Below are 24,471 nucleotides of genomic sequence, written 5' to 3'. Positions count from 1 at the left end.
AAATCAGTCGCAACTGACGTTAACTCTCGACGAGCCAATGGTTGTGCAATAAAAGGTCGCAACAATCCGGGCAATGGTGCCGTGACACGACCACTTAGTAGCAAAGCGACCACTGAACTCCCAGAAAACTGGTCGGTTCCAACGTTAACCTTAGCTTAAATCACTCAAACTAAAAAATCGGCACAGTGGCCGTTCAATGGTCACCGTGTCGATCTATTAATACACACAAATTTATTTGAAGTCGATAATACTAATTTTCAGAAAACAACAGTTATTTTTCCACTTTAATGGCAGCCATCGTATAAAGTTGCGCATCCACGCGTGCTAACAGTGGTGAAAGCGCCCCAATTGCGACAATCGTCAATTCATGCATGGCCCGTGAACAAATCGTATACAGCAACTGTCGTTCATCTTCACGTTGATAGTTTTCAGCATTCACATTCCACACAATGACCGCATCAAATTCCAAGCCCTTAGCTAAGAACGATGGCACTACAATGACGCCCGGCGCCAGTCGTTGATTTTCGGTGCGAATTAACGTCACATGCTCACCGCGCGCCTTTAAGGCCGTGGTGAGTTGTTCACATTCCGCCAGCGTTTTCCCAATAATAGCCGTTGTATCCCGATCGGACTCGTTAGCGGCCAGTTGTTGCACAACTTGATCAACTGCTTGCTCAAAGTTTGCAGTAACCGCTAGATTAGGCAAGTCACCTTGGCGATCAAAGGCCGTGACAGCTTCCCCGTTCACTAAGATTTCTTTCGTGAAATCAGTGATTTGTTGCGTCGACCGATACGACTTCGTTAATTGAACGACTCGCGTTTTTTCTGGATCGAACAACGTTTCCAACTCGCCAATCAAGGTATGGCTATTTTCCTTAGTAAAGATAGCCTGATTCAAATCACCGAGCATGGTAAACCGAGCCTGTGGAAAACTAAATTGCAAGAACGCCAACTGAAACGCATTGTAATCTTGAATTTCATCTAAAAAGACAAACCGAATATCCCGTTGCCCTTTTTTTCCAGTCATTAAATCATGCAAGTACATATACGCCGAAACAGTCGTCAACGAGATATGCCGTTCTTTAACTTCAGCCAGCTTACGAACCACCGCAGCCTCCCATTCGGCAGGGGTGATGTCATATTGGGTCAGATCTAAGATTTCAGGAACTTGCCGCAAAAAGTGGGCATATTGCATGTTAATACTTAAAAATCGGTTACGGACGATTTGCGTACGTGCTTGTCCCAACCGTTGCATGACAATCTTACGGGCTAAAAAGTTAAACTCTTCATCCCCGTTTTTAAATTCTCGTGGTTGATTGCCATATAATTCATTTTGTTCTTCACGCGACAAATCTTGAACCGTTTCTTCAACCCATTTGGTCCGCATTTCAGATTGAACTTTTCGATTCAAAATCTTAATGAGTGCTTCCTTAGTCGCTGATAACCGATTCCCTAAATGATAGTTTTCATTAAATGAATAATAAATTTCTTTGATTTTAGCCCGTGGAATAATCACGTCGTCATTCAATGTGATATTCCGGAACCGCATATCGGCACGTTCCAAATGACGGCCATAGGTAGTCACCGCTTTAAAGAAGGCTAAGCTACCTTCTAATTTAGTGATTTTAGCCATCGTCGCCGTATTTTCAGTTTCAAATCGTTGTTGTAATGTTTCGACTTGCATCTGTGGTAATCGATATGACGCGTACTGATAATATGTCATCTGGACCATGTTTTGTTCGCCTAATTCTGGCAACACCTGATTGATATAATCATTAAATAATTGATTTGGTGAAAACAAAATAACTTGGCCCGCATTCAGCTTGCCACGATACCGATAAAGCAAGTAAGCCACTCGTTGCAGCACGGATGAAGTTTTCCCAGAACCGGCCGCCCCTTGCACGAAGAGTAAATCGGAACTCGTATCACGAATAATCGTATTTTGTTCTTTTTGAATCGTCGTGACGATGCTCTTCATCTTAACATCAGATTTTTCATCCAACACTTCAAGGAGCATCGAATCTCCCACGGCTTCTTCCGTATCATAGACAGTGACAATCTGACCATCAGCCACCATTAATTGGCGTTTTAATTGCACATCAACTTGCTGTAACCCATCCGGTGTTTGGTAAGTAACTTGTCCTAAACCACCATCGTAATAAATACTGGAAATTGGAGCCCGCCAGTCATAAATCAAGAAATGATCCGGCGTATCGGAAAAAGAGCTCAAGCCAATGTAGATGGTTTCAGTGGCTGGTTCACCCGCTTCATGAAAATCCAATCGCGCAAAATACGCATTTTTTTCTAACTTTTTCAGCGTGGACAACTGTTTAGTCGCATGTTGCCAACTATTTTGGCGCTCATCCAACATTTGTTGTTGCTGCCGAACTGACAACCCGGTTTCCATCATGCCTTCATAACTATCAGTCTTAATATTGACATCATTATAAAAGTTTTGCTTAATATCAGCCTGATCGTGTTCGGACCGTTCAATGGTATGACTTTGTTGGTCCTCGGCGATTCGAATCTTTGCCACAACGTGGTCCAGATGCTGTTGTTCTGAAGCTTTAATTGACTTTGCCATCAGAGTCCTCCATTCCTAAATATCGATGAATAAGTTTAGCACTATCCCGGCCATGACTCAATCAATAACCCACCAGTTGCCTGAATTTCCACAATTAATGTGGTTAAAGTATAAACATTCCATTATCGAAGTTATGATTCAGTTAAATTAGCCAAAGTGTTAACGCTTACACTAGCATTTCATCTTTGAAGCGACTAAAATAGATATAACTTTATTGGAGGTGATGCCTTTGACCAATCTAATCGAGATTTTAACCCATTTAGAACAATTCATCGGTCCCCTATTAGTCACGTTGGGCAACTGGAGTTATATCACGCTATTTGCGGTCATCTTCCTAGAAACTGGGATGGTGGTCTTTCCATTTTTACCCGGCGAATCGTTAATCTTTTTAGCCAGTACGATGGCTGCGACCCACACCACTTTAAACATTCAAATTTTAGTACCAGTCTTCTTCTTTGCAGCGGTAATCGGTGATACAGTTAATTTTGAAATCGGTCATCATCTCATTCAATGGCCGTGGCTACAACGCCATTTGCCAGCTGACAAACAACGACTAGCCCAAACATTCTTTGCGAAGTATGGGTCCCGCGCCGTTATGTTAGGCCGGTTCGTTCCTTTAATTCGCACGTTCGTCCCACTAATGGCTGGTTCGGCTAAAATGCCTAAAAAAGCGTTCGCCATTTGGAATCTAGTCGGTGTTGGCCTGTGGGTAACCGTTGGCTGTTCACTAGGTTATTTCTTTGGTTCCATCAGCTTTGTGCAGGCGCATCTATCACTATTCTTCTTAGGAATTCTCGCTTGTGCTTTAATTCCAGCGATTGGGATTACCTTATTCAAAACCCTGCGACGACGCGCATCCATCTAACTTAATTAGAAAATAAACCTTAACTTTCAGAACGTATTTCAATCCATTTGATGATTGATGCCAGACAGTTGTTGCAAGATGTTGTCAATTCTTGCAGCAACTTTTTTTATTCTCCATCCAACTTCAGTATTAAATTTTTACAGTGTGACTCAAGCTATACCCTAGGTAAATCCTTTCAAAATATTTACAAAAAGTGTATCCTTTCATAGGATTATAATATTTTGGAGGTGTTGCACGCATGCAAACGAGGCAATTCGTCGCTTACCGACCTAGTTGGCAAACTGCGGCGACCAATTTTCAGCAACAATTAAAACAATCGCTATCACCTTGGTTCAAAGCCAGCAGTCACGTTGGTAGTACCGCAATTCCAACCATTCCGGCACAACCAATTATTGATATTGCGCTTCTGGTAACCGACATGACGGCCGCTACTAAGGCTTTAGCTGCGACACCAGTGCCTAATCAGCCCCAGACTTATCAGCTAACCATTCAGGGGCAGGCCTTTCAGTTGATTTTTTTCACTGACGCCACGCAATATCAGCGCTTGATTAATTTTCGGGATTATTTGAACGCCCATCGTACGGATAGTCGTAAATATACTGCGGTGCGGACTAAAGCTGCAGCGGTACCGGACTACTATGCCGCAAAATCCCTCTTTATCACTAGTATCAACGGCAAAGCTAGCGAGTGGTTATTAACAAAAGCGACACATGAACATCACGATCGCACCGTGCGGGCGGAACTCGTTAACATGTGCTTAATCATGAATCCCGTCACCCATGAAGTCGTTGTTGAAAATAAAATCGATTCACAATGGCCCGGGTTAACTTTACCAGGTGGACATGTTGACCCCGGCGAAAGCCAAGTCACCGCCATGCAGCGTGAGGTTCGTGAAGAGACGGGTCTCACAGTATCACACCTAAAACTCGTAGGGACCGTTACCTGGGTTGAAAATGCCGCTGGTGATGTGTCTTTAGGGACACTGTACACGACCACCGATTACACTGGCAACCTCCTCGCTGGGTCCTATGAGGGCGCCATCAGTTGGCACCCATTGACTACTCTGGCAACCGCCAAGTTAGCGCCTGGAATCGCCCAATTATTAAAAGTCTTTACCGACCCCAACTTAAATGAAGCTTTCTGGGGTTTCGAAGATAATCAACTTAAAGTTTATTAATGAATTGAGGAATTAATATGGATCAAGTATCATTAGTCATTATTTTATTTGCCGCATTACTCATCCCATTGGTGATGGCAAAATTCAAAATCAATAGCTTGCCAACCGCCGTTATGGAAATTATTGTTGGGATTATTCTCGGTCCCAGCCTATTCAATCTGGTCTCAATGAATACGTCAATTTCTCAATTATCCACGATTGGCGTCATTGTCTTATTATTCTTAAGTGGGCTCGAAATTGATTTCAGCTTATTTAAAAAACGGCGCGCCGCACTAACACCATTGGAACAAAAACAAGCCGGGAGTTTACCAAAGTATTCCCCAGTTCGGCTATCGGTCTATGCCTATAGTACAGTCTTGATTTTATCATTATTACTAGCAGCCACTTTCAAAGTCACCGGCTTGTTCAGCGATTTTGGGCTAGCGACAATTTTATTTGCCACGATTTCTTTAGGCATCGTCATTGCAGCGCTCAAAGAAAAGGAACTGCTCAGTAAAGCCTTCGGGCAAACAATCCTCCTAATTTCTGTCTTTGGGGAATTGATCCCGATGATGGGCCTGACTTTGTACGCCTCTATTTTTGGGAGTAATTCTCAAAGTTTATGGCTCTTATTATTAATTTTAGCCGTCGCCGCAGTTTTACTTTTGCGGTTTAAACCTTTTTTCCATTTTTATCAAAATATCAATAAATCAACCACTCAATTGGATATCCGGCTGGCCTTTTTCTTAATCGTCACCATGGTCACCGTTGCGGAATCTGTGGGCGCTGAAAATATTTTAGGCGCTTTCGTCGCCGGGATTGTCCTTAAATTACTGCAACCAAATGAAAGTACTCGCGAACGACTTGACTCGATTGGTTATGGCTTTTTTATTCCGATCTTCTTTATTTCCACGGGTGTCGACCTAAATTTGCGTACTTTACTAACGAGTGGGAAGACGCTACTGCTGATTCCATTGTTTTTCTTCGCCTATATGATTGCGAAGCTCGGTGGTTACTGGGTCCTAAAACTACGCTTCAAACAAGCCAATGCCTTGGCCGGAACCGCACTAACTGCCACCACCATGACAATGGTCTTAGCTATTTTACGGGTTGCCAAGTCAATGAAGACGATTACGACCGACCAATCCGGGGCATTCCTGTTGGCCGCCCTATTAACTTGTGTCGTCTCACCATTAATTTTTAATAAATTTTATTCCGCTGAAAAAGAAGATTTGGTCAAGACATCGGTCCATTTTATCGGTGCCAATCTCAGTACCGTGCCGGTCGCCCAACAATTACGTAAAGGCTGGTACGATGTACAAATGTTTACCAATCATCCGCAAAATTACAAGACCTATCATGCCCAAGCCCCCGTTCAACTGCTGGAGAACTTTACCGCCGAAGAACTTGAAGCGCAAGGCGTCTTTGATACCGACATTTTAGTGCTCGGTCATATTGATGCCGAACGGAACTATGAGTTGGCCAAAGCAGCTAATACGTATGGTGTTCGCCGGATTATCGTTCGCTTTGAAGACCGTAACGTATTGAATGAACATGAAGACGAACTACGCGACTTGGGCGTTGAAGTTTACAACACCCCGGAAGCTAACATTACATTACTCCGGTCACTCATCGAATCACCATCGACCTTGTTGATGTTACGCGATACTGAGAATAGTATTTACGAAGTCCGTGTCGCCAACCGCTTATACACCAATGTTCAGATTAAGAATCTCCAATTTGCTAAAGATATTACCATTAGTCAGGTGATCCGCAATCGCCGCGTCATCGTGCCCAATGGTAGTACCACAATTCAGTATGGGGATCGGTTAATCTTTACGGGGAGCAAGCAAGCGGCGCCACTTATCCGACAAGCCTTAGCGACTGTCAACTAATATGCTAGAATGAACTAACGGGGCTTTTAGCCCGAAAAATGAGGATTGAGGAGTTTAGACATGTCTACTTTTTCTGTTTATATGATTCGTCACGGTCAAACTTACTTTAATAAATATCGCCGTATGCAAGGCTGGTGTGATTCGCCACTAACAGCCGTTGGTGAGGCTGATGCTAAAAAAGCCGGTCAATTATTAGCGGGTATTCATTTTGATGCGGCTTACGCCAGTGACATGTCACGTGCCATGACAACCGCCAACTTAATTTTGCCTAGTAGCGGTAATGCTTCACTTGCCGTTACCCCGATGCCAGCTTTTCGCGAAGCCTTCTACGGTTACTTTGAAGGTGATGATACTTCGCAGACCTGGTACATGATTGGTGCGCCCCATCAAGCACCGACCCTATCTGCAATTATTGAGAAGTATGGCATTGAAAAAGCCAAGGACTTCGCTAAGGCGGCTGATCCTTTCCACCAAGCTGAAGATAACGCCGAGTTTTGGACCCGCGTTAACGGTGGCATTGCCCGACTACGGGCCACCCACCATGACGGCGATCAGGTGTTATTAGTTAGCCACGGTAATACCATCTTTAGCATGGCCGCTAAATATGGACACCTAACCTCACCAGATCGCCCTCAAAACGGTAGTGTCACGAAATTCACCATTAGCGATGATACGATTCACGTTGATTACTTTGGAAAAAAGGACCAGCTCAACTAACGAAGGAGTAGTGTAATGTCACAATTTTCGATTTATTTGGTGCGCCACGGCCAGACTTATTTTAATGTATTCAATCGGATGCAAGGTTGGTCGGATTCGCCTTTAACCGAACGCGGCCAAGCGATGGCGACCCAAGTTGGCCAGGCTTTAGCACCTGTTAATTTTGCCCATTATTACGCCAGTGACTCTAAACGCGCAATTGATACTGCTAACTTAATCATGGCCGCCGCACCAACAAAGCAGCCGACCGTCACCACCCTCGCCAATTTTCGCGAAGTCTTTTATGGCTATTTTGAAGGCGATGATTCTAGTCGGACGTGGTCACTCGTCGGCAAAGACTATGGCGTCACTAGTTTACATGAACTATTGGCTTACCTGCCAATCGACAAAACCCGCGACTTAATGCGGACAATCGATCCCTTTCACGAAGCCGAAGACGAAGCTCGCTATTGGGCGCGGGTCAACCAAGGCTTTGATTATCTAAAAGCCCATCATGATCATCATGAAAAAATCTTGTTAGTCTCACATGGCACGACAATTCGTAGCATTGTGGCTCATTTTGCCCCTGATATGGATATCACAACTGGTCCTAAAAATGGGAGCGTCACTCGCCTAGACGTGGAGGGTGACCAGATTCACGTGGTCAACTACGCTGAAGACTTAATTTAAGCAAGTTGCCAAAAAGTTGGGACGACATTTCGTCCCCCGCTCAATGATTGCTGCCAAACAGCCACTACCAGAAGTTTTGACACTTCTGGTAGTGGCTGTTTTTTGTATCAATATCGTCGAAACGTGCCAGCAAAGCCAGCAACCTCCGCTTAGCTACGCTAGTCATCTGATGCTAAACCTGCATCAAATCACTAGCTAGGCTATGCTCGGTGGCTAACCGGATCCCCTTGTCTATTCGAAACGTGCCAGCAAAGCCAGCAACCTCCGCTTAGCTACGCTAGTCATCTGATGCTAAACCCGCATCAAATCACCAGCTAGGCTATGCTCGGTGGCTAACCGGCTTTGCTGACACTCTTAACTAGTAACCTTAATCCCGACAATTCCAATCACCAACATGGCAATAAACACCCATGTTAGCGGTGCAATCTGATCTTTAAATATGACGACGCCAACCAGAATTGCGCCAACTGCGCCAATCCCCGTCCAGATTGGATACGCAATACTCAACGGTAAGTGTTTCGTGGCTAGCGCTAAAAAGCCGAAACTTAAAATCATCCCAATAATCGTCGCAACGGCATAGCCAATTTGACTAAACCCGTCACTTAACTTCATCATCGTCGCCCACACAACTTCAAAAATACCAGCAATGATTAAATAAATCCAAGTCATTCTAAATTTCCTCCTCAACTAAAAAGACAGCGCCGCCTAACCTCCGCAATGACCTAAGGAAGTTAGTTCGACGCTGTCCGGTGACAGTTCTGTTTAATTAGTCCTTTTAATATAGCAAATTTAATTAACACAGTCAATCCGGTAGATTCTGTAACATCCAAGCGGTTAACGGGGTTAGTGGTGCCGGTAATGCCGTCGGAGCAAAAAAAGTGGCCGCATCCGTTTCATTGGGTTGCGTTATTAATTTTCCATCCGTCACCAGCCCACGATATAAGACCGTGACACTATCAATCACATCGCCATTCGGATAGACGTAGTGCATTTTTGGCCCGCTAAAAACCGTCATTAACGTTAATGTCTCAACGGTGAGCCCAGTTTCTTCTTGTAATTCACGGCGAGCAGTCGTCGTGACTGCTTCCCCCGGTTCGGTCGAGCCAGCCGGCAATCCCCAACACTGATTATCTGTACGATGTACCAGTAACAATTGTCCCGCTACATTTTGCGCCATGATGGCGGCACCGACCACGACTAATGGCCGATGCCCCACCTTTTGCCGTAAATCTAACACATACCCCAAACTTATCACTTCCCTAATTCGCTAATCGCTAATATTTTGATTAGGCATGTTATACTTGATGTAACTATAACACGTCAGGAGTGTGATTGAATGTCCGAACCAATCGTACAACCCGTCATTATTGCCGGCATGGGTAAAACCATGACCAATTATGACTATGCGATGTCTGAGTTGGAAGCCTTAGTTGAAGCAAACAATATGCAGACTGCTTTACGCATCGATCAGAATTTAGAAAAACCGAACCGCGCAACCTATTTCGGTAAAGGTAAAGTGGTTGAAATCAAAGAAATCGCTGAAGCCAAGGAATTAAACGTCATGGTCGTCAACGCTGATTTAACCCCTAGTCAGGTTCGTAACTTAGAAACTGAAACCGGGCTCCAAATCATCGACCGGACTGGTCTTATTTTAGAGATTTTCGGGAATCGAGCTCGTAGTAAAGAAGCTCAGCTCCAAGTAAAAATCGCCCAACTCCAATATCAATTGCCGCGCTTACGAACCAGTATTGCCAACCGACTTGACCAACAGGCCGGGGCCGCTGCTGGTGGTGGCGGTGGCTATACCAACCGTGGTTCTGGTGAAACCCAACTGGAATTAAATCGCCGGACGATTCAAGACCGTATTAGCCATGCTAAGCATGAACTAAAGGAATTGAACAAGGACGAAGAAGTTCGCCGGTCTCAACGGGATAAGGCCAATCTGCCGAACGTCGCTTTAGTTGGCTATACCAATGCTGGTAAGTCAACGACCATGAACGGTTTGGTCCGGTTATTTGGTAAAGGTGATGACAAGCAAGTCTTTGAAAAAGACATGCTATTTGCCACCTTGGATACCAGTATTCGCCAGTTAACTTTTCCAGATAACAAACAGTTGCTTTTAAGTGATACTGTTGGTTTTGTTAGCAACTTGCCACATAACTTAATTAATGCGTTCCGGTCAACCTTGTCAGAAGCCGCCAATGCCGACTTACTGATTCAAGTAATCGACTATTCGGATCCACATTACAAGGAAATGATGGCTACCACAGAAGCGACCTTAAAGGCGATTGGCGTGCATGACGTCCCAATGATTTATGCCTATAATAAAGCCGACTTAACCGAAGCGACCTATCCCACGCAGCAAGATGATCAACTCATCTATGCGGCCAAGGATGAAAAATCGCTACAACTTTTGACCCAGATTATCAAGGCGCAAGTTTTCAAGAACTTTGTCACCAAAACTTTACTGATTCCATTTAATGACGGTGAAGTCGTGGCCTACTTGAATGACCACGCCAACATTTTAAAGACAGATTATTTAGCTGATGGGACGCAATTGACGGTAGAATTAACGCCAGTTGACGCCCAACGGTATGCACATTACGAAGTCACACCAGCCTAAGCTAGCGATACAATCAAAAATGGACGTCCAACCAAAACCCGGTTGGACGTCCATTTTCACTTTTCAAAGGCTAGTTGTGTCACAGCCGCCTTTTAGCTTAACCTTAATTCGTTGACATCCCACTACGGGTTCGAACCACCGCCCGCCATAATGACTGCGCCGTCCAAAGACTCACACACACAATCAGCCAGCTAATAGCTGTCAGTGATAATGATTTAACGACAGTTGCAGCTAAAACAACGCCGATAATGCCGCCCAAAATAATCCCAAACAAGCCCCGATAATCCACGCGGTCACGGCGAATAAAGTTCAAGGCTGAACTCGGCATGAGCAACGCACATGACAACATCATAATCGGAAAAGCAGCAATCGGCGTCAAACCTAGAAAATACACCATCACCATGCAAGGGGCGTATAGACCAACCCCAGCAGACATCAATAATCCCAAAATAAAATTACCAACAATCCCAATTGCCAATGGCCAGCCACGTAAACTAGTCGCATGATTGGCAATCCCCAAGAGACTAATCCACCCGGCTAACTTAGCCGCCATCAAGATTGCCGTCACGACCAAGGCCCCCGCCATGATGAGCTGAATTCGGCGTTGATTGAGCTTGACCATTACTTCACTTCCTAGTACCGCACCAATCGCGGCGGCTAAGACCAGACTGATTAAGGTCCAAGCCTCAACCTTAACTGTCGTTACGAAGAACAGCGCCTCAACGGCTGTTGGAATGGCATGTCCCGTATTCAGGGTCCCCGGTAACTTGCGTTCATCTTTTAGATAATGAGTCGCCTGAAAAATAGCTGTCGTCGTCACAAAGCTCCCAATCCCCAACGTATCCAAAAAGTCAGTCACCGCTCCGATACCTATCCCGATACCAAATTCACGACCACTTAACTTCACCTGGCGCCGATGAGCCGTTACGACTAACAGCCCAAATAACCCAACACTGGTCAGTGTCAGGATCGTCACAATTGCAATAACCATTCTGCGTTCCTCGCTCTCATATGCTAGCATTATACTCGACTTCATCAGCCCTGCCAAAATCGCCAGTCGCCGTCAGCCATTAGGATAATTATAAAAAGCGAACATTTTAGTGCTATCTAAATATCAAAAAGTGATTTTGTCGAACTTTTATTCTTTCAATCAGTTAATAAGTTCGTGATTAAGGCTAAAAAAGGGCAAATTCGTCATTTTTCCAATTGCGATAATCACTTTTTTTTGGTATGCTAAATGCATTCAATTACACCGGTTGTTCAACGAAAGCGAGGCTATCATTTCATGCAAGCTGCTAACTCTAAGACCAAGCTTAACCGTTCGTTAGGCTTTTGGTCCGCATTATCCTTAGTTGTCGGGACCGTTATTGGTTCCGGGATTTTTTTCAAACAGTCATCCGTTCTAGACAGTGCTGGCTCCACTACTAATGCCTTGTTAGCTTGGCTACTAGGTGGCCTCATCACGTTAACCGCTGGCCTAACGATTGCTGAAGTTGGGGCACAAATGCCTCATACAGGCGGTCTTTACGTCTATATGGAAGCCATCTATGGTAAGCTGTGGGGCTTCTTATCCGGCTGGATGCAAGTCGTCATCTATGGGCCGGCAATTATTGCTTCCATTGGGGCTTATCTTGGTATTTTACTCGTTGGCTTTTTCAATTTATCCAGCCAATGGCAAGCGCCACTTTCAATTGGCGTCATCGTCTTAATCGGAATTTTAAATATGTTTGAAAATCGCTGGGGTGCGGCCTTTCAGATGGTGACAACCTTGGGCAAGCTCTTACCCATTATCGCCATCATTATCTTTGGGTTGTTCTTCGGTAATCAAGCCGCTTTTGGGCAAACTTTACAATCGGTCAGTCAAAGTAATGGCACTTTTGGTGTCGCCGTTTTAGCTACTTTATTCGCCTATGATGGTTGGATCTTAGTCGCAAATTTGGGCGGCGAAATCAAAGAACCGCAAAAAATGCTACCCCGGGCCATCATCTTAGGTATCTCACTAGTCTTGGTCGCTTATACGCTAGTCACCTACGGGATTTTACACTTCGTCCCCGCCGAAACCATTCACAAACTCGGCCAACAAACCACCCTATACTTTGCCCAGGCTGCCTTTGGCACAATCGGTGGTCGATTACTGAATATCGGAATTATCGTGTCCATGGTTGGCTGTCTGAATGGCAAAATCATGACCTTTCCACGAATCGTCTACGCCATGGCTGACCGTCACCAACTTCCATTCTCCAAACAGCTTCGTTACTTAAATCCAAAGTCACACGAACCAATTATCGCCACAGCCGTTATTTTGGCTTATGCCAGCATCCTGATTCTCTTCTTTAATCCCGATCGGTTATCAGACCTGTGTATTTTCACCGTCTATTGCTTCTATGTGGCAACTTTCATCGGGGTCTTCTTGCTGCGTCATCGTCAAGCAGGACAACCGCGGCCTTTCTCCACGCCTTGGTTTCCACTGACGCCATTGATTGCCATTTTAGGGGCACTCTTCGTCATTGTCAGTGAGATTGGGTCTGACTTACCTGGCGTCTTACTATCGTTGTTAATCGTTGCGCTAGGCCTGCCCGTCTATTACTACCAACGTCGGCAAACGACCCTTTAAAATCAAAAATGAGCTTGGAGGCTTTTGCCTCCAAGCTCATTTTTTGATTTTCCATAAGTAAATTAGCCACGTGCTCGCAATGCCAACTACTTCCGCTTAGCTACGCTAGTCACCTGATGCTAAACCCGCATCAAATGACTAGCTAAGCTCAAATCCACCTTTATTGCCGTAACGTGTTCGCAATGCCAACTACTTCCGCTTAGCTACGCTAGTCATCCGATGCTAAGCCCGCATCAAATGACTAGCTAGGCTATGCTCAGTAGCTTACCGGCATTGCGAGCACTCCACTTATGCTAATTTTTTATCCAACACCCGTGACAACACGGATAACGCGTAACAAATGATGAAATACATCAACGCAATCATAATGAACATCGGAATAATGTACGCTGAATTTTGACCGTAGATAATTTGTGCATGATTCAGAAGTTCTGGTAACACAATGATGGTTGCCAATGACGTATCCTTAATCAAAGAGATAAACTGACTAACAATCGTTGGAATCGTCTTCTTAATCGCTTGCGGGAAGACCACGTGCCAAAGGGCTTGCACATAAGTCATCCCATTTGCCCGGGCCCCTTCCATCTGACCATAATCAACCGCCAAAATGCCTGAACGGATAATTTCCGCTAACATCGCTGATTCAAAAATTGTCATGGCAAGGACCGCTGCAAAAATGATCCCTGGTTTAAAGCCTAAATGTGGCAGGCCGAAGTAGGTGAAGAAAATGATCAAAATCAATGGTAGATTCCGTACAATATCGACAACAAAACCCACGACCGCAGATAAATATTTAATTTTAACGTAACGTAACACACCCAAAACTGACCCGATAATAAAACTGGCAACGATTGAGATTAACGACACTTCAACAGTTACCCAGAGGCCTTCGAGTAAGAAACGCAGGTTAACCCAAGAATAAGCTTGAATAAAATTTTGCATAATTAGCCGCCTCCTTTAGTTTGCTAACCGTTTTTCTAAGTGCCGCATGTAATAGCTCAATGGTAACGTAATAATTAAGTAAAAGACCCCGACGACGACGTAACTATTAATCGTATCTAACGATAACGACGCAATCGAATTACCTTGATACATTAAATCAAAACCAGCCACGAACGCCAGTACGGACGAGTTCTTCACTAAGTTAATGAATTGGTTACCAAGTGGTGGAATCACAATCTTAAAGGCTTGTGGTAGCACAATGTAGCGCATGGCCTGCCAATACGACATCCCATTAGCACGAGCCCCTTCCATTTGACCACCATCAACGGATAAAATCCCAGCACGCACCGTTTCCGCAATGAATGACGACGTGTAAATCGTCAAGCCAATGGTCCCAGCTGTAAAGCCATCAATTTTAGCCACATACAGTGGAATAATCACATAGAAGAACATCGCAATGACCAAGAGTGGGATATTCCGGAAAATTTCGATATACACCCGGCCAATAATCCGCATCGCACGATTAGGTAGCACTTCAAAAATCGCAAACATGGTCCCAATAATCGTACTAAAAAACAAAGCAATGATACTTGATAATAAGGTATAGCCGAGCCCTTGAATTAACTCTGACCAATAGTGCGTTAGAATATACAGCATTAGCGCGACGCCTCCTTATAGTCAAAGCCAGCGACATTGCCGAACCACTTCTTTAAGATGCGGTTGTACGTCCCATCAGCTTCGATTTCTTTTAAAGCTTGATTAACTTTCTTTTTAAATGGTGCTTGCCCCTTATTAATGGCAATCCCATAAGGTTCCTTCGTAAAGGCGCCCCCGACCACTTCATAGCCTGGGTTTTGTGACGCCATCCCGTAAAGAATCCCATTATCCGTCGTTAAGGCGACCCCTTGACCTGATTTTAGGGCAGTCATCGCTTGGGCATAATCGGAAAGCTCTAACACCTTCGCTTTCGGCGCAAACTTTTTAATATTTTCAACCGAATTAGCACCGGTAACGCCTAAAACTTTGACACCAGTCCGATTTAGGTCCTTAACAGATTTAATTGAACTTCCTTTTTTAACCAGCAATGATTGCCCAGCATCGAAGTAGGAGTCGCTAAAATCAACTTGTTTCTGACGTTGCGCAGTAATCGTCATCGTAGCGATAATCGCATCAATATTCCCATTCTTAAGTAATGGAATCCGTGTTTGGCTTGTCACCTGCACGAATTTGGCATGCCCATTTTTGCCTAAAATCTTTTTCGTAATTGCCGTGGCAATGTCCGCATCGAAGCCTTTAATCTGACTATCTTTAACGTCCATTAACCCAAATAACTTCGTATCGGCTTTCACACCCCATGTAATGGTATTACTGGCTTTGTCGTTAGTTAGCACATCTTGTTTTGATAGGGCTTGTCGTGATCCACAAGCGGTTAAAACAAGGGTTAACACGCCGACCATGCCCAGTACACCCAGGAAACGCTTTAACTTTTTCATGCTTGTCCCTCCCCGGCTGACTAGTGTGTCAAAATCTTGCTCAAAAATTGACGGGCACGTTCATTAGTCGGTTCACCGTCAAAGAATTTTTCTTTTCGTTCATCTTCCAGAATCTCACCAGCATCCATAAAGATAACCCGGTCGGCCACTTCACGGGCAAAGCCCATTTCATGCGTAACCACTAACATGGTCATACTTGAATCGGCCGCCACATTCTTCATAACATTCAAAACATCATCAATCATTTCGGGATCAAGCGCTGAAGTTGGTTCATCAAATAACAAACATTTAGGCTTCATCGCTAACGAACGCGCAATCGCAATCCGTTGTGATTGGCCCCCGGATAGCTGACTTGGTAAACTATTCGACTTATCAGCTAGACCAACACTGTCTAATAAGTCCATCGCTAATTTTTTATTTTCAGCTTCCGGCCGTTTTAAGACCAATCGTGGCGCAATCATAATATTTTCGAGCACGGTTTTATTCGCATAGAGATTGAAATGTTGAAAAACCATCCCCACATTTTTGCGAATCTTGTTCATATCAGTTTTCTTATCCGCTAAATCATAGCCATTAACGAGTAACTGACCGGATTGAACTCGTTCCAATCCATTGACTGTTCGAATTAAAGTACTCTTCCCAGAACCAGAAGGTCCGATCAAGACAACTTTTTCACCTTCATCAATCGTTAGATTAATATGCTTAAGTGCGTGAAAATCACCATAATACTTCTCCACGTCGTGAAATTCGATCATTGACATCGCAGTCACCATCGCTTTCTCTGTCAGCCTCGTAACTGACGGTTTAGATTATTGCATTAATATAAAAAGTTAAAGAATTCTTATTCTTCGTTAATGCTACTTAAATAGTTTAATACATAATTAGTAAATCTGTCAAAATTCAAGCAAATATTGTTCGCAATCACCAAAATAGTGACTAGTTTTCAGCCAACTTTAGGTTAAAATAACCGAATCAGACCAACTAACTTGAACAAACTGCTGCCATCAGTAAATATTATTCGGAGTTAGCCCATCTACCCGACTGTCTAAATTCAAGTAGCTAAACCGCACAAAAAAACAGTTTGAGCCGTTTAGTATTCGGCATCAAACTGTTTTCAATTGATCAACCTCACATACTAATGAGAGCTTAGCAAGCGTGCTCAGTTTGCCCACCATTAAGAATGGTCACCACATCGTTCAGACTAATCTCCACCATATTTTGAACAGCTAGATTCGTATAAAAGCCAACATGCGGCGTTAAAATAACATTAGGCATTTGCATTAATTGGGCAATTAACGGATCTTGTAACACTTCGCCTTGGTGATTCTGGTTAAATAAAGCCGCTTCACCTTCAACCGTATCTAACGCCGCTCCGGCAATTTCACCAGCCTTTAAGGCGGCCACTAATGCCGCCGTCACAATGACGGGCCCTCGGGATGCATTGATGATAAAGGCATCCGGCTTCATTAGTTTCAGCGCAGCCGCATCAATCAAAGCTTTGGAGGTCGCATTGAGGTCGACATGTAACGTCACGACGTCGGCTTGTTGCAACAACGCTTCTTTACTATCGACATAAGTCAAAACGGATTCTAAGTCCGCATGTCGAACCACATCATAAGCAATCACTTTAGCGCCCAGACCATGGAATAACTTTGCAACAGTCCCCCCAATTCGACCAGCGCCAATAATACCGACCGTCAATGATCGAATCTCACGGGCTTGTAAACCAGCCCATTGGAAGTTCTGCTGACTAATGCGACTATCAAATAACTCTAAATTTCGAATTAATCGCATCGTTTGGGTCACTGCCATTTCAGCCACTGAATTGGGCGAATAAGCTGGCACATTCGTCACCGTCAAACCAGCTGCCTTTGCAGCTGGCAGATCAATTGTATCAACCCCCGCCGTACGACTGGTTAATTGGGTCAATCCAGCAGCTGCAAGTTGCTGATAGAATGTGGCATCGCCACCAATTGCACTGCGTTGTTGGATCACAACGCCATCGTAACCGTGCACCAACTGAGCCGTGTCTGGATGAAATTCTAACGCATTAGTATCTACTTGAACCTTATTTTTAGTCGCCCAAGCCTTAATCGCATTTTCTTCATCATCACGTACGCTATACATTAAAATTTTCATTAGTTGTCCTCCACTTGTTTCGCTTTATTCGCAACATATGCCCCAATTCGTTGCACCGCCGTCTGTAAATCCGCCATTGAAGCCGCATAGCTAATCCGCACATAGCCTTCACCACCGGGGCCAAATGAACTCCCTGGAATCAAGGCAACCCGGGCTTCCTGCGCCAGTTCTCGACAAAAAGCCATGCTAACTTGTGGCAAACCAGCCGGAATCTTACTAAAGAGGTAGAAAGCCCCTTCTGGCTTCGCCGATTTGAAACCTAGTTGGTTCAAACTGGTTAATAAGAAATCACGCCGCGCCTGATATTCGGCTTTCATCACTTGGGCATCATCACGCCCATGATTCAATGCTTCAGTCGCCGCTGCTTGCGCATTAGCAGTCGTTGTTGTCACCGTGAATTGGTGAATTTTTCCCAATTGAGCCGTAATCACTTTAGGGGCGCACATAATTCCTATCCGCCAGCCGGTCATGGCGTGCGACTTGGACACCCCATTAAGGAGAATTGTCTGCTCAGGTAAGTAATGGGCAATGGACACGTGCGCCGCACCATAAGTCAGTTCACTATAAATTTCGTCAGCTAGCACAAAGACCGGTTTGTCCGCTAAAACCGCCGCTAATGCCTTTAAATCTGCTTGCCGATAAGTGACCCCCGTCGGATTTGAGGGGAAATTCAAGACAACGGCTTTGGCCTTCGGATGGGCCGCTAAAGTCGCGCTAAGTTGGGCTGGTGATAACACAAACCCATTATCAGAAGTATCCATGAAAACTGGAACGGCCCCATTAAGCTTAGCAATCGCAATGTAGAGCGGAAAAATTGGCGTTGGAATTAAAACTTCATCGCCGGGATTTAAGATTGAGCTCAAAGCCGTGTAAATCCCACCGGTGGCCCCGGCCGTAATAATGACCTCATCAGCTGGATCGTAATGCACATCATATTTAGCCGCCAAAAAATTAGCCGCTGCGGTCCGCAAAGCTAGCGTCCCATTTGAAGGGGCATAGTGGCTTTCATTATCTTCAATACTTTTAATCGCAGCTGCTTTCACATGTTCAGGCGTATTAAAATCAGGTTCACCTAAGGTTAGCCGAATAATTCCCGGAATATTGGCAATTTCAGCGTTAAAGGCTAAGATGTCAGATGGTTGGATGGCATCAAGCTGATGATTCATCCGTTGAACTAAAACTTTACTTTCAATTGACATAGATTGGTTCCTCCTAGACTATTTAATTGGTTTGGGGTTCCCGAATGATTAACCAATCTCTCAATACCAACAAAAAAACGTCGTCCTCGAGAAAATAATTCTCCGGGCGACGCCAAACAATCAAAGCGTTTTTTATTTTAGCCACCCTTGGAATTTTAATCATCCATGGGTGCCATTGAACCTCAAAAAGCTCTTGGCAAGCCGCATCGATGCAAACATCAGATTCGTGTTTGCACCTATACTGCGGGCACAAACACTAGCGAAAATACCAAAAGTAAAAACTAGTTTGAGTTTTTGAGTGGTTCAATAGTAATGACATATCATTAGCTCCTCATCATTTATTAATCTAACTATAACAATCCGAAGAATCACTGTCAACGCTAAATTTGGTATACTTAACTTAATTCAGAACTGAAAGGACGATGCCTCATGACTTATCAGGCTTTAATGTTTGATATTGACGGTACCCTAACTAACAGCCAGCCAGTTTATGCGACTGTCATGCACCAAGTATTAACTGAATATCAAAAACCTTTTTCAGCCAGCGACGCGCAAACCACGTTTCCAATGGCTGCGGAACAAGCAATGGCGCACCTTGGGATTGCTGCCACAGATTTCGACCACTTTCAAGCCCGTTACGAAGCAGTGATGGCGGCGCACTACCATGAGATTGCCCTTTATCCTGGGATTACCACCCTCATGGCACAATTGCCAGCTAACCTAAAACTAGGTATCGTGACCTCGCAACGCCGCACCGAACTCGAAGCTGGCATGCAGCCTTATACGTTCATGTCACGGATGGCCGTCACCATCAGCGCTGACGATACCCCCAAACGCAAGCCCGACCCATTACCATTGTTAACGGCCCTACAAAAAGTAAACGTACAACCAAGTAAGGCCCTCTTTATCGGTGATTCTTTAAGCGATGAACAGACCGCGGCCGCCGCTAATGTCGACTTTGGCTTAGCAGTCTGGGGGATGGACCCCCATGCTAACCATCAACGAACGACTTACCGTTTTGACCAACCAACTGATCTTTTAAAGTTATTTTAATCACAAAAAAGCGGTATCTCACGACGACTTGTCGCTGAGATACCGCTTTTTAGATTCTAATCATTAGGTAAACTAACCAACTTAAAGTTAAGCCTGGCGGTCTTCAAACGCTACTTGGGCGGTAATTTGGTAATCCCCTGGCTGTTCAATTGTTGCTTGGCGCCCGGCGATTTTTTCCATGCCGCCTGTAATCACCGTAGAAGCCAAATATAACTTGTAATCTTCATGCGCATCGTGAACATCCGTCAAACCGACCCGAGTAATGCGCCCGACTGGCAGCTGATCAATTTGATTGAGCCCCGCATAGATGACCAGCTTATGATCTTCCAAACGTAATTCAGAATATGGAATCTGAATTCCTTGACCAATCGCATACACCGGCTCACCAGTCGCCTTAACTTGTTGCATGATGTCAGCATCACTCATGCCCGCATAATCTAGCCGCACCACATTGGTCGCCTGTAATTGATCAACAATCTGGTGAACATTGCGCTGTTCCGTGCTGGTTGTCTTAACCGCAGCTGGCAACAATTCCTGCCCATCAAAGATTCCATTAGCGGAAATATAAGGTTGTTGGGCCCCATTTTGAGCTTGCTTTTCAGCAGCTAAGACTTCTTTAGGCTTACCACCTAATAACTTTTCGATTTTAGGTGATAGGTCATACTTAGCTCGTTTTTGAGTGAAGTAATAAATAAAATTCAAAACGATAAAATAAATTAGCGCTAAAAAGACTAATAGATACAAGGCACCTCGTAACCAAGCGCCATTTTGCATCAAGCGAATCGCCACATAACCCAGATAAAGATTACCAGCAATCCCAATCCCGATGTAAATCTGATTTTTAATTTTAAGGTTAACGTTCACATAACCTAAGGCGTGGTTAATCATATCCAAAATACTAAACATTAACTATTCGCCCCCATCGTCAGAACTAGTGGCTGTCGTCGCTTCACTCGTCGTGGTCGCCGCACTAGATTGTGTGGTTGAACTTGACGCATCATCGGTCGTGTCATCGGTTGATGAACTGGTCGTTGAACTAGAACTCGTGTCACTACTGCTAGTCGAAGTTGAACTACTGTTAGCGGTCGTACTACTACTTGAACTGCTCTCATCCGTGGTACTACTACTATTATCGTCACTACTGCTAGCACTACTACTATTTTGATCATCACTAGTGTCGTCCGAGCTACTATCAGTCGAACGACTATCTTTATTTTTATCTTTGTCTTTATCGCTAGATGCCTTATCAGCCTTATTTTTATCCGTGGTACTACTGCTGGCTGATTTTACGACTGCACTACTGCTAGTCTTGGCACCATTGACTGTATGCGTGGTTTTATTGACCACGACGTTCGTCGCGCCAAGTGCTAGCACGATCGACACAATCGCAAATGGTGTAATAAATGGTGGTGTTCGATAAGCCATCAATGTCAGTCCCTTCTATGCCTATCATTCTCTAATCTCAATCAATAATTAAACCATGTTGAGCTTAAGAATGCATTAGTTCCAATTGAAATTAATAAAGTCTTTAGTAACAGTTTAACACCAGTACCCACAAAATCCGCAGTTAAAAAAAGCTGACTTAAATGGTCAGCTATTTCACTGTCGCTTGTTTGGCAGTACAGGCGGCACATAATCCATAAATTTCAATCCGATGACCCGTAATCGTACAGCCGGGTAGCTGGGCCTCATAGGCGTCAAGTGGGCAAGCTGCCAACTCCATCACGCGGCCGCAATTTGAACAAACAAAGTGATGGTGATGCTGATGATCAAAATCACATTGATATTTCACCAACGTCTGATTGGCTTGGGCTTTTAATTCTAATAACCCTAAAGTTTCGAATTCTTTAATATTGCGATAGATTGTATTATGACTCATGCCCGTAAATAGGGTGCGCATATGCTCATCAACCGCTGAAATTGCCACATAATGCTCTTGATAAGTCACTAAATAATCTAACAAGGCTTGTCGCTGCTTGGTAATTTTTAATTGATTACGCCGGAGAATCGACACTGCTTGTTCAAGCGTTGCTTCCATGTCGTTCGTGGCCTCCATTCTGGTCAGTACTACTTAAAGCTAAATCATAATGATTACTATTTAGTTTAGCATAAGTCCAGCCAAAAGTGAATTAATTAGCCGATTCTGCCGCACTTTGATACGGTGCCACTAAGGCATCCAGCGCGGCCGTCGTCGTGGCCCAATCATCATTTACAATGACTTGCGCCGCCCCCACTAAACCAGCTGGCAACTGTTGATCACGTAAATATTCTTTGCTTGCAACGCGCCGTTCAATTCGTAATTGGGGATCACCACGTTTCGTCAATCGGTCCACTAAGGCCTGTTGTTGACTGACTTTAAGATAAATAATGACTGCTTGTTCACCTAACTCACGCGCATAGGTCACCGCGCCCGCGGTATCTAACACAATGCTGATATTAGCCGCTTTTTCCCATGCCGCTGCTAAGCCCTCGCGTGATGACCCGTACTGTTGTCCACTGTAGGTCACATGTTCCAAGTAATGCTTAGTTGCAAAGCTCGCTGCCGTTTCAAAATAATAATCCACTGCATCGACTTCGCCTTGCCGGGGCGCTCGCGTGGTATGCGTAATCACTTGTGGCATATTATAATGGTCTTTTAAATACCGACTAACGGTCGTTTTACCACTGCCAGTTGGTCCAGTAATTACAAAAATTCGTTTCCTCGTCATGGTTTAAAACGCTCCTAATTTATTTATCGCTGTAAGGCTTTTCATTTGCATTAAATCAACGAACCGAGTATAGTAGTTTACTTGTAAGGTTCACAGATGATGAAAGCATCTCGTAGCATAACCAAACAATTTTCAGAAGGGAGTTTTGTCATATGAAATTTCAAACAACTAATAGCTGGTTCAACATTGTGTTGGATACACAGCGTCAATTATTCGTTGCAACTGACAAACTTCATCCAGAATTGCGCGCTGAAGGCGTTACAATCGAAGATGCAGTTGCAAACTTAAAAACTCAAGCCTAAAAATTATTAATTAAACCTAATAGATCTTAGCTGTACAGTTTAAAAATTACTGATGACCGTTTATGCGACGGCATCAGTAATTTTTTTGTTTCAACGACATTGTGCCAATCATTTTTGGGTGAGATACGTATTGGCCTGATCCAAAAGTTCCTTTAAATTAGGATACGTCAGACGTTCGCGGGCAGTCGCATAGTCAAACCAACCAAAGGCCTTAATCTCAATTTTTTGTCGGGTAATGCTGACCCCTGCCGGCACTTCACTCACGAATAAGGTCATTTGTTTTAAGTTACCATTCGGTAATTGATATTCCGTGAATGCTTTAAAGTCGGTATTCACTGTCACAGTTAGCTGAGTTTCTTCATGAATCTCACGAACCGCAGTTGCTGCTAAAGTTTCATCAGCTTCCACATGTCCTTTGGGGAATCCCCAAAAATCACTGGTCGCACTTTGTAATAATAAATAAACTGGTTGGCCGGCCTTTAGTTGATACACCACGGCACCACTAGCGACTTCAGTCGTCATATTGCTCGTCCTCCTCATTCAACTGTTTCATTTAATTATACCATGCGGTTCACTTAAACTAGTGACCCAATTGCGCGGATCAATGCCCCCAAGGCCACCCCTTGGCGTTCATCCGTCCGCTGGGCCGCCAACGTCTCCGTAACCGCTAACTGTAACCATTGCGTTGCTAACGTTAGGCTACGCGTCAACGACCAACCACGCCCTAACAAGCCAGTAATCACCGCTGCCAAGGTATCACCAGTCCCATTGTAATGTCCTGGCAAGCGCGGTTGCCCAACAAATTGAACCGTTCCGGCCGCTAACCAGGCGCAACCAATTTGTTGGTTCTGAGTTACATCGGTAATCACTGCTGTTGCACCAGGCTTTAGTAAGGCCTGCAACGCCGTCAGCATCGGTAATAACGCCGGTTGTGCTTGATAAGGTTGGCCCGTTAATAAGCTGGCCTCAGTCACATTTGGCAGAATCACATCCGCTGACTGAACTAAGTCGCGCATCGCCTGCACATAAGCTTGGTCAAAGCCTGAATACAACTGTCCCAAATCGCCTAAGACCGGGTCCACAACTAGTAAAGTTAAGGGCTGCTGTTGCAAATAAGCCGCTAGCTGTCGGCATAAGTCAACCGACCCCACGTAGCCAATCAAAGCTTGTTTAAAATCAAGCTGGGCTTGCGTCCAATGGGCAAAAGTCTGGGGCAGCCACTGGCTTAAATCAGCCACAGCTGGCTGCCCATACCCACTTGTATGAGTCGATAGCAAGCTGGTGGGTAACGCCGCAACTTGATAGTCCATCGCGGTCAAAACTGGAAGCGCCGCACTTAGTGAAATCCCACCAACTGCGGATAAATCTTCTGCCACTAATATTGACGACACGGTCGTCGCCTCCTTCACTCCGATTCGTTATGCTTCATCTTATCAGAATTCAACTTACCTGTAACCCGCTAAAGTTTAGTAAAGCGACCCGTCAAACTAAGTTAACTCACTGATTTTAATG

The 24,471-nt window shown here is 44.5% G+C and carries 25 protein-coding genes; 9 read left to right on the top strand and 16 right to left on the bottom strand.

The features are described 5' to 3' along the window. Positions 1-271: 271 nt before the first annotated feature. On the bottom strand, positions 272-2,584 hold the full coding sequence (gene helD, locus C5Z26_RS11205) for an RNA polymerase recycling motor HelD (RefSeq protein ID WP_105450030.1): 2,313 nt from the start codon (positions 2,582-2,584) through the stop codon (positions 272-274). 223 nt (positions 2,585-2,807) lie between these two features. Between helD and C5Z26_RS11200 the strand changes: the two genes are divergently transcribed. The 5 genes from C5Z26_RS11200 to C5Z26_RS11180 all read left to right on the top strand — a co-directional run bounded on the left by C5Z26_RS11200 (position 2,808) and on the right by C5Z26_RS11180 (position 7,886). Further along, positions 2,808-3,449: a DedA family protein gene (locus C5Z26_RS11200; RefSeq protein WP_234005684.1), complete on the top strand. Its 642-nt coding sequence runs from the start codon at positions 2,808-2,810 to the stop codon at positions 3,447-3,449. 238 nt (positions 3,450-3,687) lie between these two features. After that, positions 3,688-4,626, top strand: coding sequence for a GrpB family protein (locus C5Z26_RS11195; RefSeq protein WP_105450028.1), 939 nt, complete (start codon positions 3,688-3,690; stop codon positions 4,624-4,626). Between the two features lie 17 nt (positions 4,627-4,643). Next, positions 4,644-6,500, top strand: a complete 1,857-nt coding sequence (locus C5Z26_RS11190; RefSeq protein WP_105450027.1) for a cation:proton antiporter family protein — start codon at positions 4,644-4,646, stop codon at positions 6,498-6,500. Between the two features lie 60 nt (positions 6,501-6,560). Further along, positions 6,561-7,217 carry a histidine phosphatase family protein gene (locus C5Z26_RS11185; protein ID WP_105450026.1) on the top strand — a complete coding sequence of 219 codons (657 nt, stop codon included), beginning with the start codon at positions 6,561-6,563 and terminating at the stop codon, positions 7,215-7,217. Positions 7,218-7,232: 15 nt separating this feature from the next. Further along, a complete protein-coding gene (locus C5Z26_RS11180) occupies positions 7,233-7,886 on the top strand; it encodes a histidine phosphatase family protein (RefSeq protein ID WP_105450025.1) in 654 nt (217 codons plus the stop codon). Between the two features lie 354 nt (positions 7,887-8,240). Here the strand turns inward: C5Z26_RS11180 and C5Z26_RS11175 are convergent, their stop codons facing one another. Continuing rightward, positions 8,241-8,555, bottom strand: a complete 315-nt coding sequence (locus tag C5Z26_RS11175) for a DMT family transporter (protein ID WP_105450024.1) — start codon at positions 8,553-8,555, stop codon at positions 8,241-8,243. A gap of 133 nt (positions 8,556-8,688) precedes the next feature. Then, on the bottom strand, positions 8,689-9,132 hold the full coding sequence (locus C5Z26_RS11170; protein ID WP_105450023.1) for an NUDIX hydrolase: 444 nt from the start codon (positions 9,130-9,132) through the stop codon (positions 8,689-8,691). 90 nt (positions 9,133-9,222) lie between these two features. Between C5Z26_RS11170 and hflX the strand changes: the two genes are divergently transcribed. Next, positions 9,223-10,509 carry a GTPase HflX gene (gene hflX, locus C5Z26_RS11165; RefSeq protein WP_105450022.1) on the top strand — a complete coding sequence of 429 codons (1,287 nt, stop codon included), beginning with the start codon at positions 9,223-9,225 and terminating at the stop codon, positions 10,507-10,509. Between the two features lie 103 nt (positions 10,510-10,612). On the opposite strand, the gene C5Z26_RS11160 is transcribed toward hflX, so the two are convergent. Next, positions 10,613-11,500, bottom strand: coding sequence for a TSUP family transporter (locus C5Z26_RS11160; RefSeq protein ID WP_105450021.1), 888 nt, complete (start codon positions 11,498-11,500; stop codon positions 10,613-10,615). 294 nt (positions 11,501-11,794) lie between these two features. On the opposite strand from C5Z26_RS11160, the gene C5Z26_RS11155 reads away from it, so the two are divergent. Beyond that, entirely contained in the window at positions 11,795-13,123 is a 1,329-nt protein-coding gene (locus tag C5Z26_RS11155; RefSeq protein WP_105450020.1) for an APC family permease, read from the top strand. A 288-nt stretch (positions 13,124-13,411) separates the two neighbouring features. Here the strand turns inward: C5Z26_RS11155 and C5Z26_RS11150 are convergent, their stop codons facing one another. From C5Z26_RS11150 to C5Z26_RS11125, 6 genes are all read right to left on the bottom strand, one after another. Continuing rightward, positions 13,412-14,065 carry an amino acid ABC transporter permease gene (locus C5Z26_RS11150; RefSeq protein ID WP_105450019.1) on the bottom strand — a complete coding sequence of 218 codons (654 nt, stop codon included), beginning with the start codon at positions 14,063-14,065 and terminating at the stop codon, positions 13,412-13,414. A gap of 15 nt (positions 14,066-14,080) precedes the next feature. Continuing rightward, positions 14,081-14,722 carry an amino acid ABC transporter permease gene (locus tag C5Z26_RS11145; RefSeq protein WP_105450018.1) on the bottom strand — a complete coding sequence of 214 codons (642 nt, stop codon included), beginning with the start codon at positions 14,720-14,722 and terminating at the stop codon, positions 14,081-14,083. After that, positions 14,722-15,558, bottom strand: a complete 837-nt coding sequence (locus C5Z26_RS11140) for a glutamate ABC transporter substrate-binding protein (RefSeq protein ID WP_105450017.1) — start codon at positions 15,556-15,558, stop codon at positions 14,722-14,724. Before C5Z26_RS11140 ends, C5Z26_RS11145 begins: the two co-directional genes overlap by 1 nt. 20 nt (positions 15,559-15,578) lie before the next feature. After that, a complete protein-coding gene (locus C5Z26_RS11135) occupies positions 15,579-16,319 on the bottom strand; it encodes an amino acid ABC transporter ATP-binding protein (protein ID WP_105450183.1) in 741 nt (246 codons plus the stop codon). A 385-nt stretch (positions 16,320-16,704) separates the two neighbouring features. Beyond that, on the bottom strand, positions 16,705-17,697 hold the full coding sequence (locus tag C5Z26_RS11130; RefSeq protein WP_105450016.1) for a D-2-hydroxyacid dehydrogenase: 993 nt from the start codon (positions 17,695-17,697) through the stop codon (positions 16,705-16,707). Then, positions 17,697-18,896: an aminotransferase class I/II-fold pyridoxal phosphate-dependent enzyme gene (locus C5Z26_RS11125; RefSeq protein ID WP_105450015.1), complete on the bottom strand. Its 1,200-nt coding sequence runs from the start codon at positions 18,894-18,896 to the stop codon at positions 17,697-17,699. Before C5Z26_RS11125 ends, C5Z26_RS11130 begins: the two co-directional genes overlap by 1 nt. Before the next feature lie 429 nt (positions 18,897-19,325). On the opposite strand from C5Z26_RS11125, the gene C5Z26_RS11120 reads away from it, so the two are divergent. Continuing rightward, positions 19,326-19,949, top strand: coding sequence for an HAD family hydrolase (locus C5Z26_RS11120; RefSeq protein ID WP_105450014.1), 624 nt, complete (start codon positions 19,326-19,328; stop codon positions 19,947-19,949). Positions 19,950-20,036: 87 nt separating this feature from the next. On the opposite strand, the gene C5Z26_RS11115 is transcribed toward C5Z26_RS11120, so the two are convergent. The 4 genes from C5Z26_RS11115 to C5Z26_RS11100 form a co-directional block, all read right to left on the bottom strand. Continuing rightward, on the bottom strand, positions 20,037-20,855 hold the full coding sequence (locus C5Z26_RS11115) for a DUF6681 family protein (protein ID WP_105450013.1): 819 nt from the start codon (positions 20,853-20,855) through the stop codon (positions 20,037-20,039). Positions 20,856-20,858: 3 nt separating this feature from the next. After that, positions 20,859-21,374 (bottom strand): hypothetical protein, encoded by a 516-nt coding sequence (locus C5Z26_RS11110; RefSeq protein ID WP_105450012.1) that lies wholly within the window; start codon positions 21,372-21,374, stop codon positions 20,859-20,861. Positions 21,375-21,543: 169 nt separating this feature from the next. After that, the gene (locus C5Z26_RS11105; protein ID WP_105450011.1) at positions 21,544-21,987 is read right to left on the bottom strand and encodes a Fur family transcriptional regulator; all 444 of its coding nucleotides are present in this window, start codon (positions 21,985-21,987) and stop codon (positions 21,544-21,546) included. Between the two features lie 91 nt (positions 21,988-22,078). Beyond that, complete coding sequence (locus tag C5Z26_RS11100) at positions 22,079-22,657, bottom strand: guanylate kinase (RefSeq protein WP_105450010.1); 579 nt, start codon at positions 22,655-22,657, stop codon at positions 22,079-22,081. Positions 22,658-22,809: 152 nt separating this feature from the next. Between C5Z26_RS11100 and C5Z26_RS11095 the strand changes: the two genes are divergently transcribed. Further along, complete coding sequence (locus C5Z26_RS11095) at positions 22,810-22,959, top strand: hypothetical protein (RefSeq protein ID WP_105450009.1); 150 nt, start codon at positions 22,810-22,812, stop codon at positions 22,957-22,959. Positions 22,960-23,067: 108 nt separating this feature from the next. Here the strand turns inward: C5Z26_RS11095 and C5Z26_RS11090 are convergent, their stop codons facing one another. Together C5Z26_RS11090 and C5Z26_RS11085 are read right to left on the bottom strand one after the other, a co-directional pair. Continuing rightward, a complete protein-coding gene (locus tag C5Z26_RS11090; protein ID WP_105450008.1) occupies positions 23,068-23,481 on the bottom strand; it encodes a bis(5'-nucleosyl)-tetraphosphatase in 414 nt (137 codons plus the stop codon). Positions 23,482-23,534: 53 nt separating this feature from the next. Next, entirely contained in the window at positions 23,535-24,350 is an 816-nt protein-coding gene (locus tag C5Z26_RS11085) for a PfkB family carbohydrate kinase (RefSeq protein WP_105450007.1), read from the bottom strand. Positions 24,351-24,471 lie beyond the last annotated feature (121 nt).

The sequence above is a fragment of the Lactobacillus sp. CBA3606 genome (genome assembly GCF_002970935.1).
In the GTDB taxonomy this organism is placed as follows: domain Bacteria; phylum Bacillota; class Bacilli; order Lactobacillales; family Lactobacillaceae; genus Lactiplantibacillus.
Note: the sequence above shows the minus strand (reverse complement) of the source record. Positions and strands in the feature narration are given on the sequence as shown.

Excerpts from the sequence above, each read along its gene's own strand:
- C5Z26_RS11155 (WP_105450020.1), top strand. The coding sequence starts at position 11,795 with ATGCAAGCTGCTAACTCTAAGACCAAGCTTAACCGTTCGTTAGGCTTT.
- C5Z26_RS11105 (WP_105450011.1), bottom strand. The coding sequence starts at position 21,987 with ATGGAAGCAACGCTTGAACAAGCAGTGTCGATTCTCCGGCGTAATCAA.
- C5Z26_RS11125 (WP_105450015.1), bottom strand. The coding sequence starts at position 18,896 with ATGTCAATTGAAAGTAAAGTTTTAGTTCAACGGATGAATCATCAGCTT.
- C5Z26_RS11160 (WP_105450021.1), bottom strand. The coding sequence starts at position 11,500 with ATGGTTATTGCAATTGTGACGATCCTGACACTGACCAGTGTTGGGTTA.
- C5Z26_RS11090 (WP_105450008.1), bottom strand. The coding sequence starts at position 23,481 with ATGACGACTGAAGTCGCTAGTGGTGCCGTGGTGTATCAACTAAAGGCC.
- C5Z26_RS11120 (WP_105450014.1), top strand. The coding sequence starts at position 19,326 with ATGACTTATCAGGCTTTAATGTTTGATATTGACGGTACCCTAACTAAC.
- C5Z26_RS11150 (WP_105450019.1), bottom strand. The coding sequence starts at position 14,065 with ATGCAAAATTTTATTCAAGCTTATTCTTGGGTTAACCTGCGTTTCTTA.
- C5Z26_RS11175 (WP_105450024.1), bottom strand. The coding sequence starts at position 8,555 with ATGACTTGGATTTATTTAATCATTGCTGGTATTTTTGAAGTTGTGTGG.
- C5Z26_RS11110 (WP_105450012.1), bottom strand. The coding sequence starts at position 21,374 with ATGGCTTATCGAACACCACCATTTATTACACCATTTGCGATTGTGTCG.
- C5Z26_RS11185 (WP_105450026.1), top strand. The coding sequence starts at position 6,561 with ATGTCTACTTTTTCTGTTTATATGATTCGTCACGGTCAAACTTACTTT.
- C5Z26_RS11195 (WP_105450028.1), top strand. The coding sequence starts at position 3,688 with ATGCAAACGAGGCAATTCGTCGCTTACCGACCTAGTTGGCAAACTGCG.
- C5Z26_RS11095 (WP_105450009.1), top strand. The coding sequence starts at position 22,810 with ATGAAATTTCAAACAACTAATAGCTGGTTCAACATTGTGTTGGATACA.
- C5Z26_RS11145 (WP_105450018.1), bottom strand. The coding sequence starts at position 14,722 with ATGCTGTATATTCTAACGCACTATTGGTCAGAGTTAATTCAAGGGCTC.
- C5Z26_RS11100 (WP_105450010.1), bottom strand. The coding sequence starts at position 22,657 with ATGACGAGGAAACGAATTTTTGTAATTACTGGACCAACTGGCAGTGGT.
- hflX (WP_105450022.1), top strand. The coding sequence starts at position 9,223 with ATGTCCGAACCAATCGTACAACCCGTCATTATTGCCGGCATGGGTAAA.
- C5Z26_RS11200 (WP_234005684.1), top strand. The coding sequence starts at position 2,808 with ATGCCTTTGACCAATCTAATCGAGATTTTAACCCATTTAGAACAATTC.
- C5Z26_RS11140 (WP_105450017.1), bottom strand. The coding sequence starts at position 15,558 with ATGAAAAAGTTAAAGCGTTTCCTGGGTGTACTGGGCATGGTCGGCGTG.
- C5Z26_RS11130 (WP_105450016.1), bottom strand. The coding sequence starts at position 17,697 with ATGAAAATTTTAATGTATAGCGTACGTGATGATGAAGAAAATGCGATT.
- C5Z26_RS11180 (WP_105450025.1), top strand. The coding sequence starts at position 7,233 with ATGTCACAATTTTCGATTTATTTGGTGCGCCACGGCCAGACTTATTTT.
- C5Z26_RS11115 (WP_105450013.1), bottom strand. The coding sequence starts at position 20,855 with ATGTTTAGTATTTTGGATATGATTAACCACGCCTTAGGTTATGTGAAC.
- C5Z26_RS11135 (WP_105450183.1), bottom strand. The coding sequence starts at position 16,319 with ATGTCAATGATCGAATTTCACGACGTGGAGAAGTATTATGGTGATTTT.
- C5Z26_RS11190 (WP_105450027.1), top strand. The coding sequence starts at position 4,644 with ATGGATCAAGTATCATTAGTCATTATTTTATTTGCCGCATTACTCATC.
- helD (WP_105450030.1), bottom strand. The coding sequence starts at position 2,584 with ATGGCAAAGTCAATTAAAGCTTCAGAACAACAGCATCTGGACCACGTT.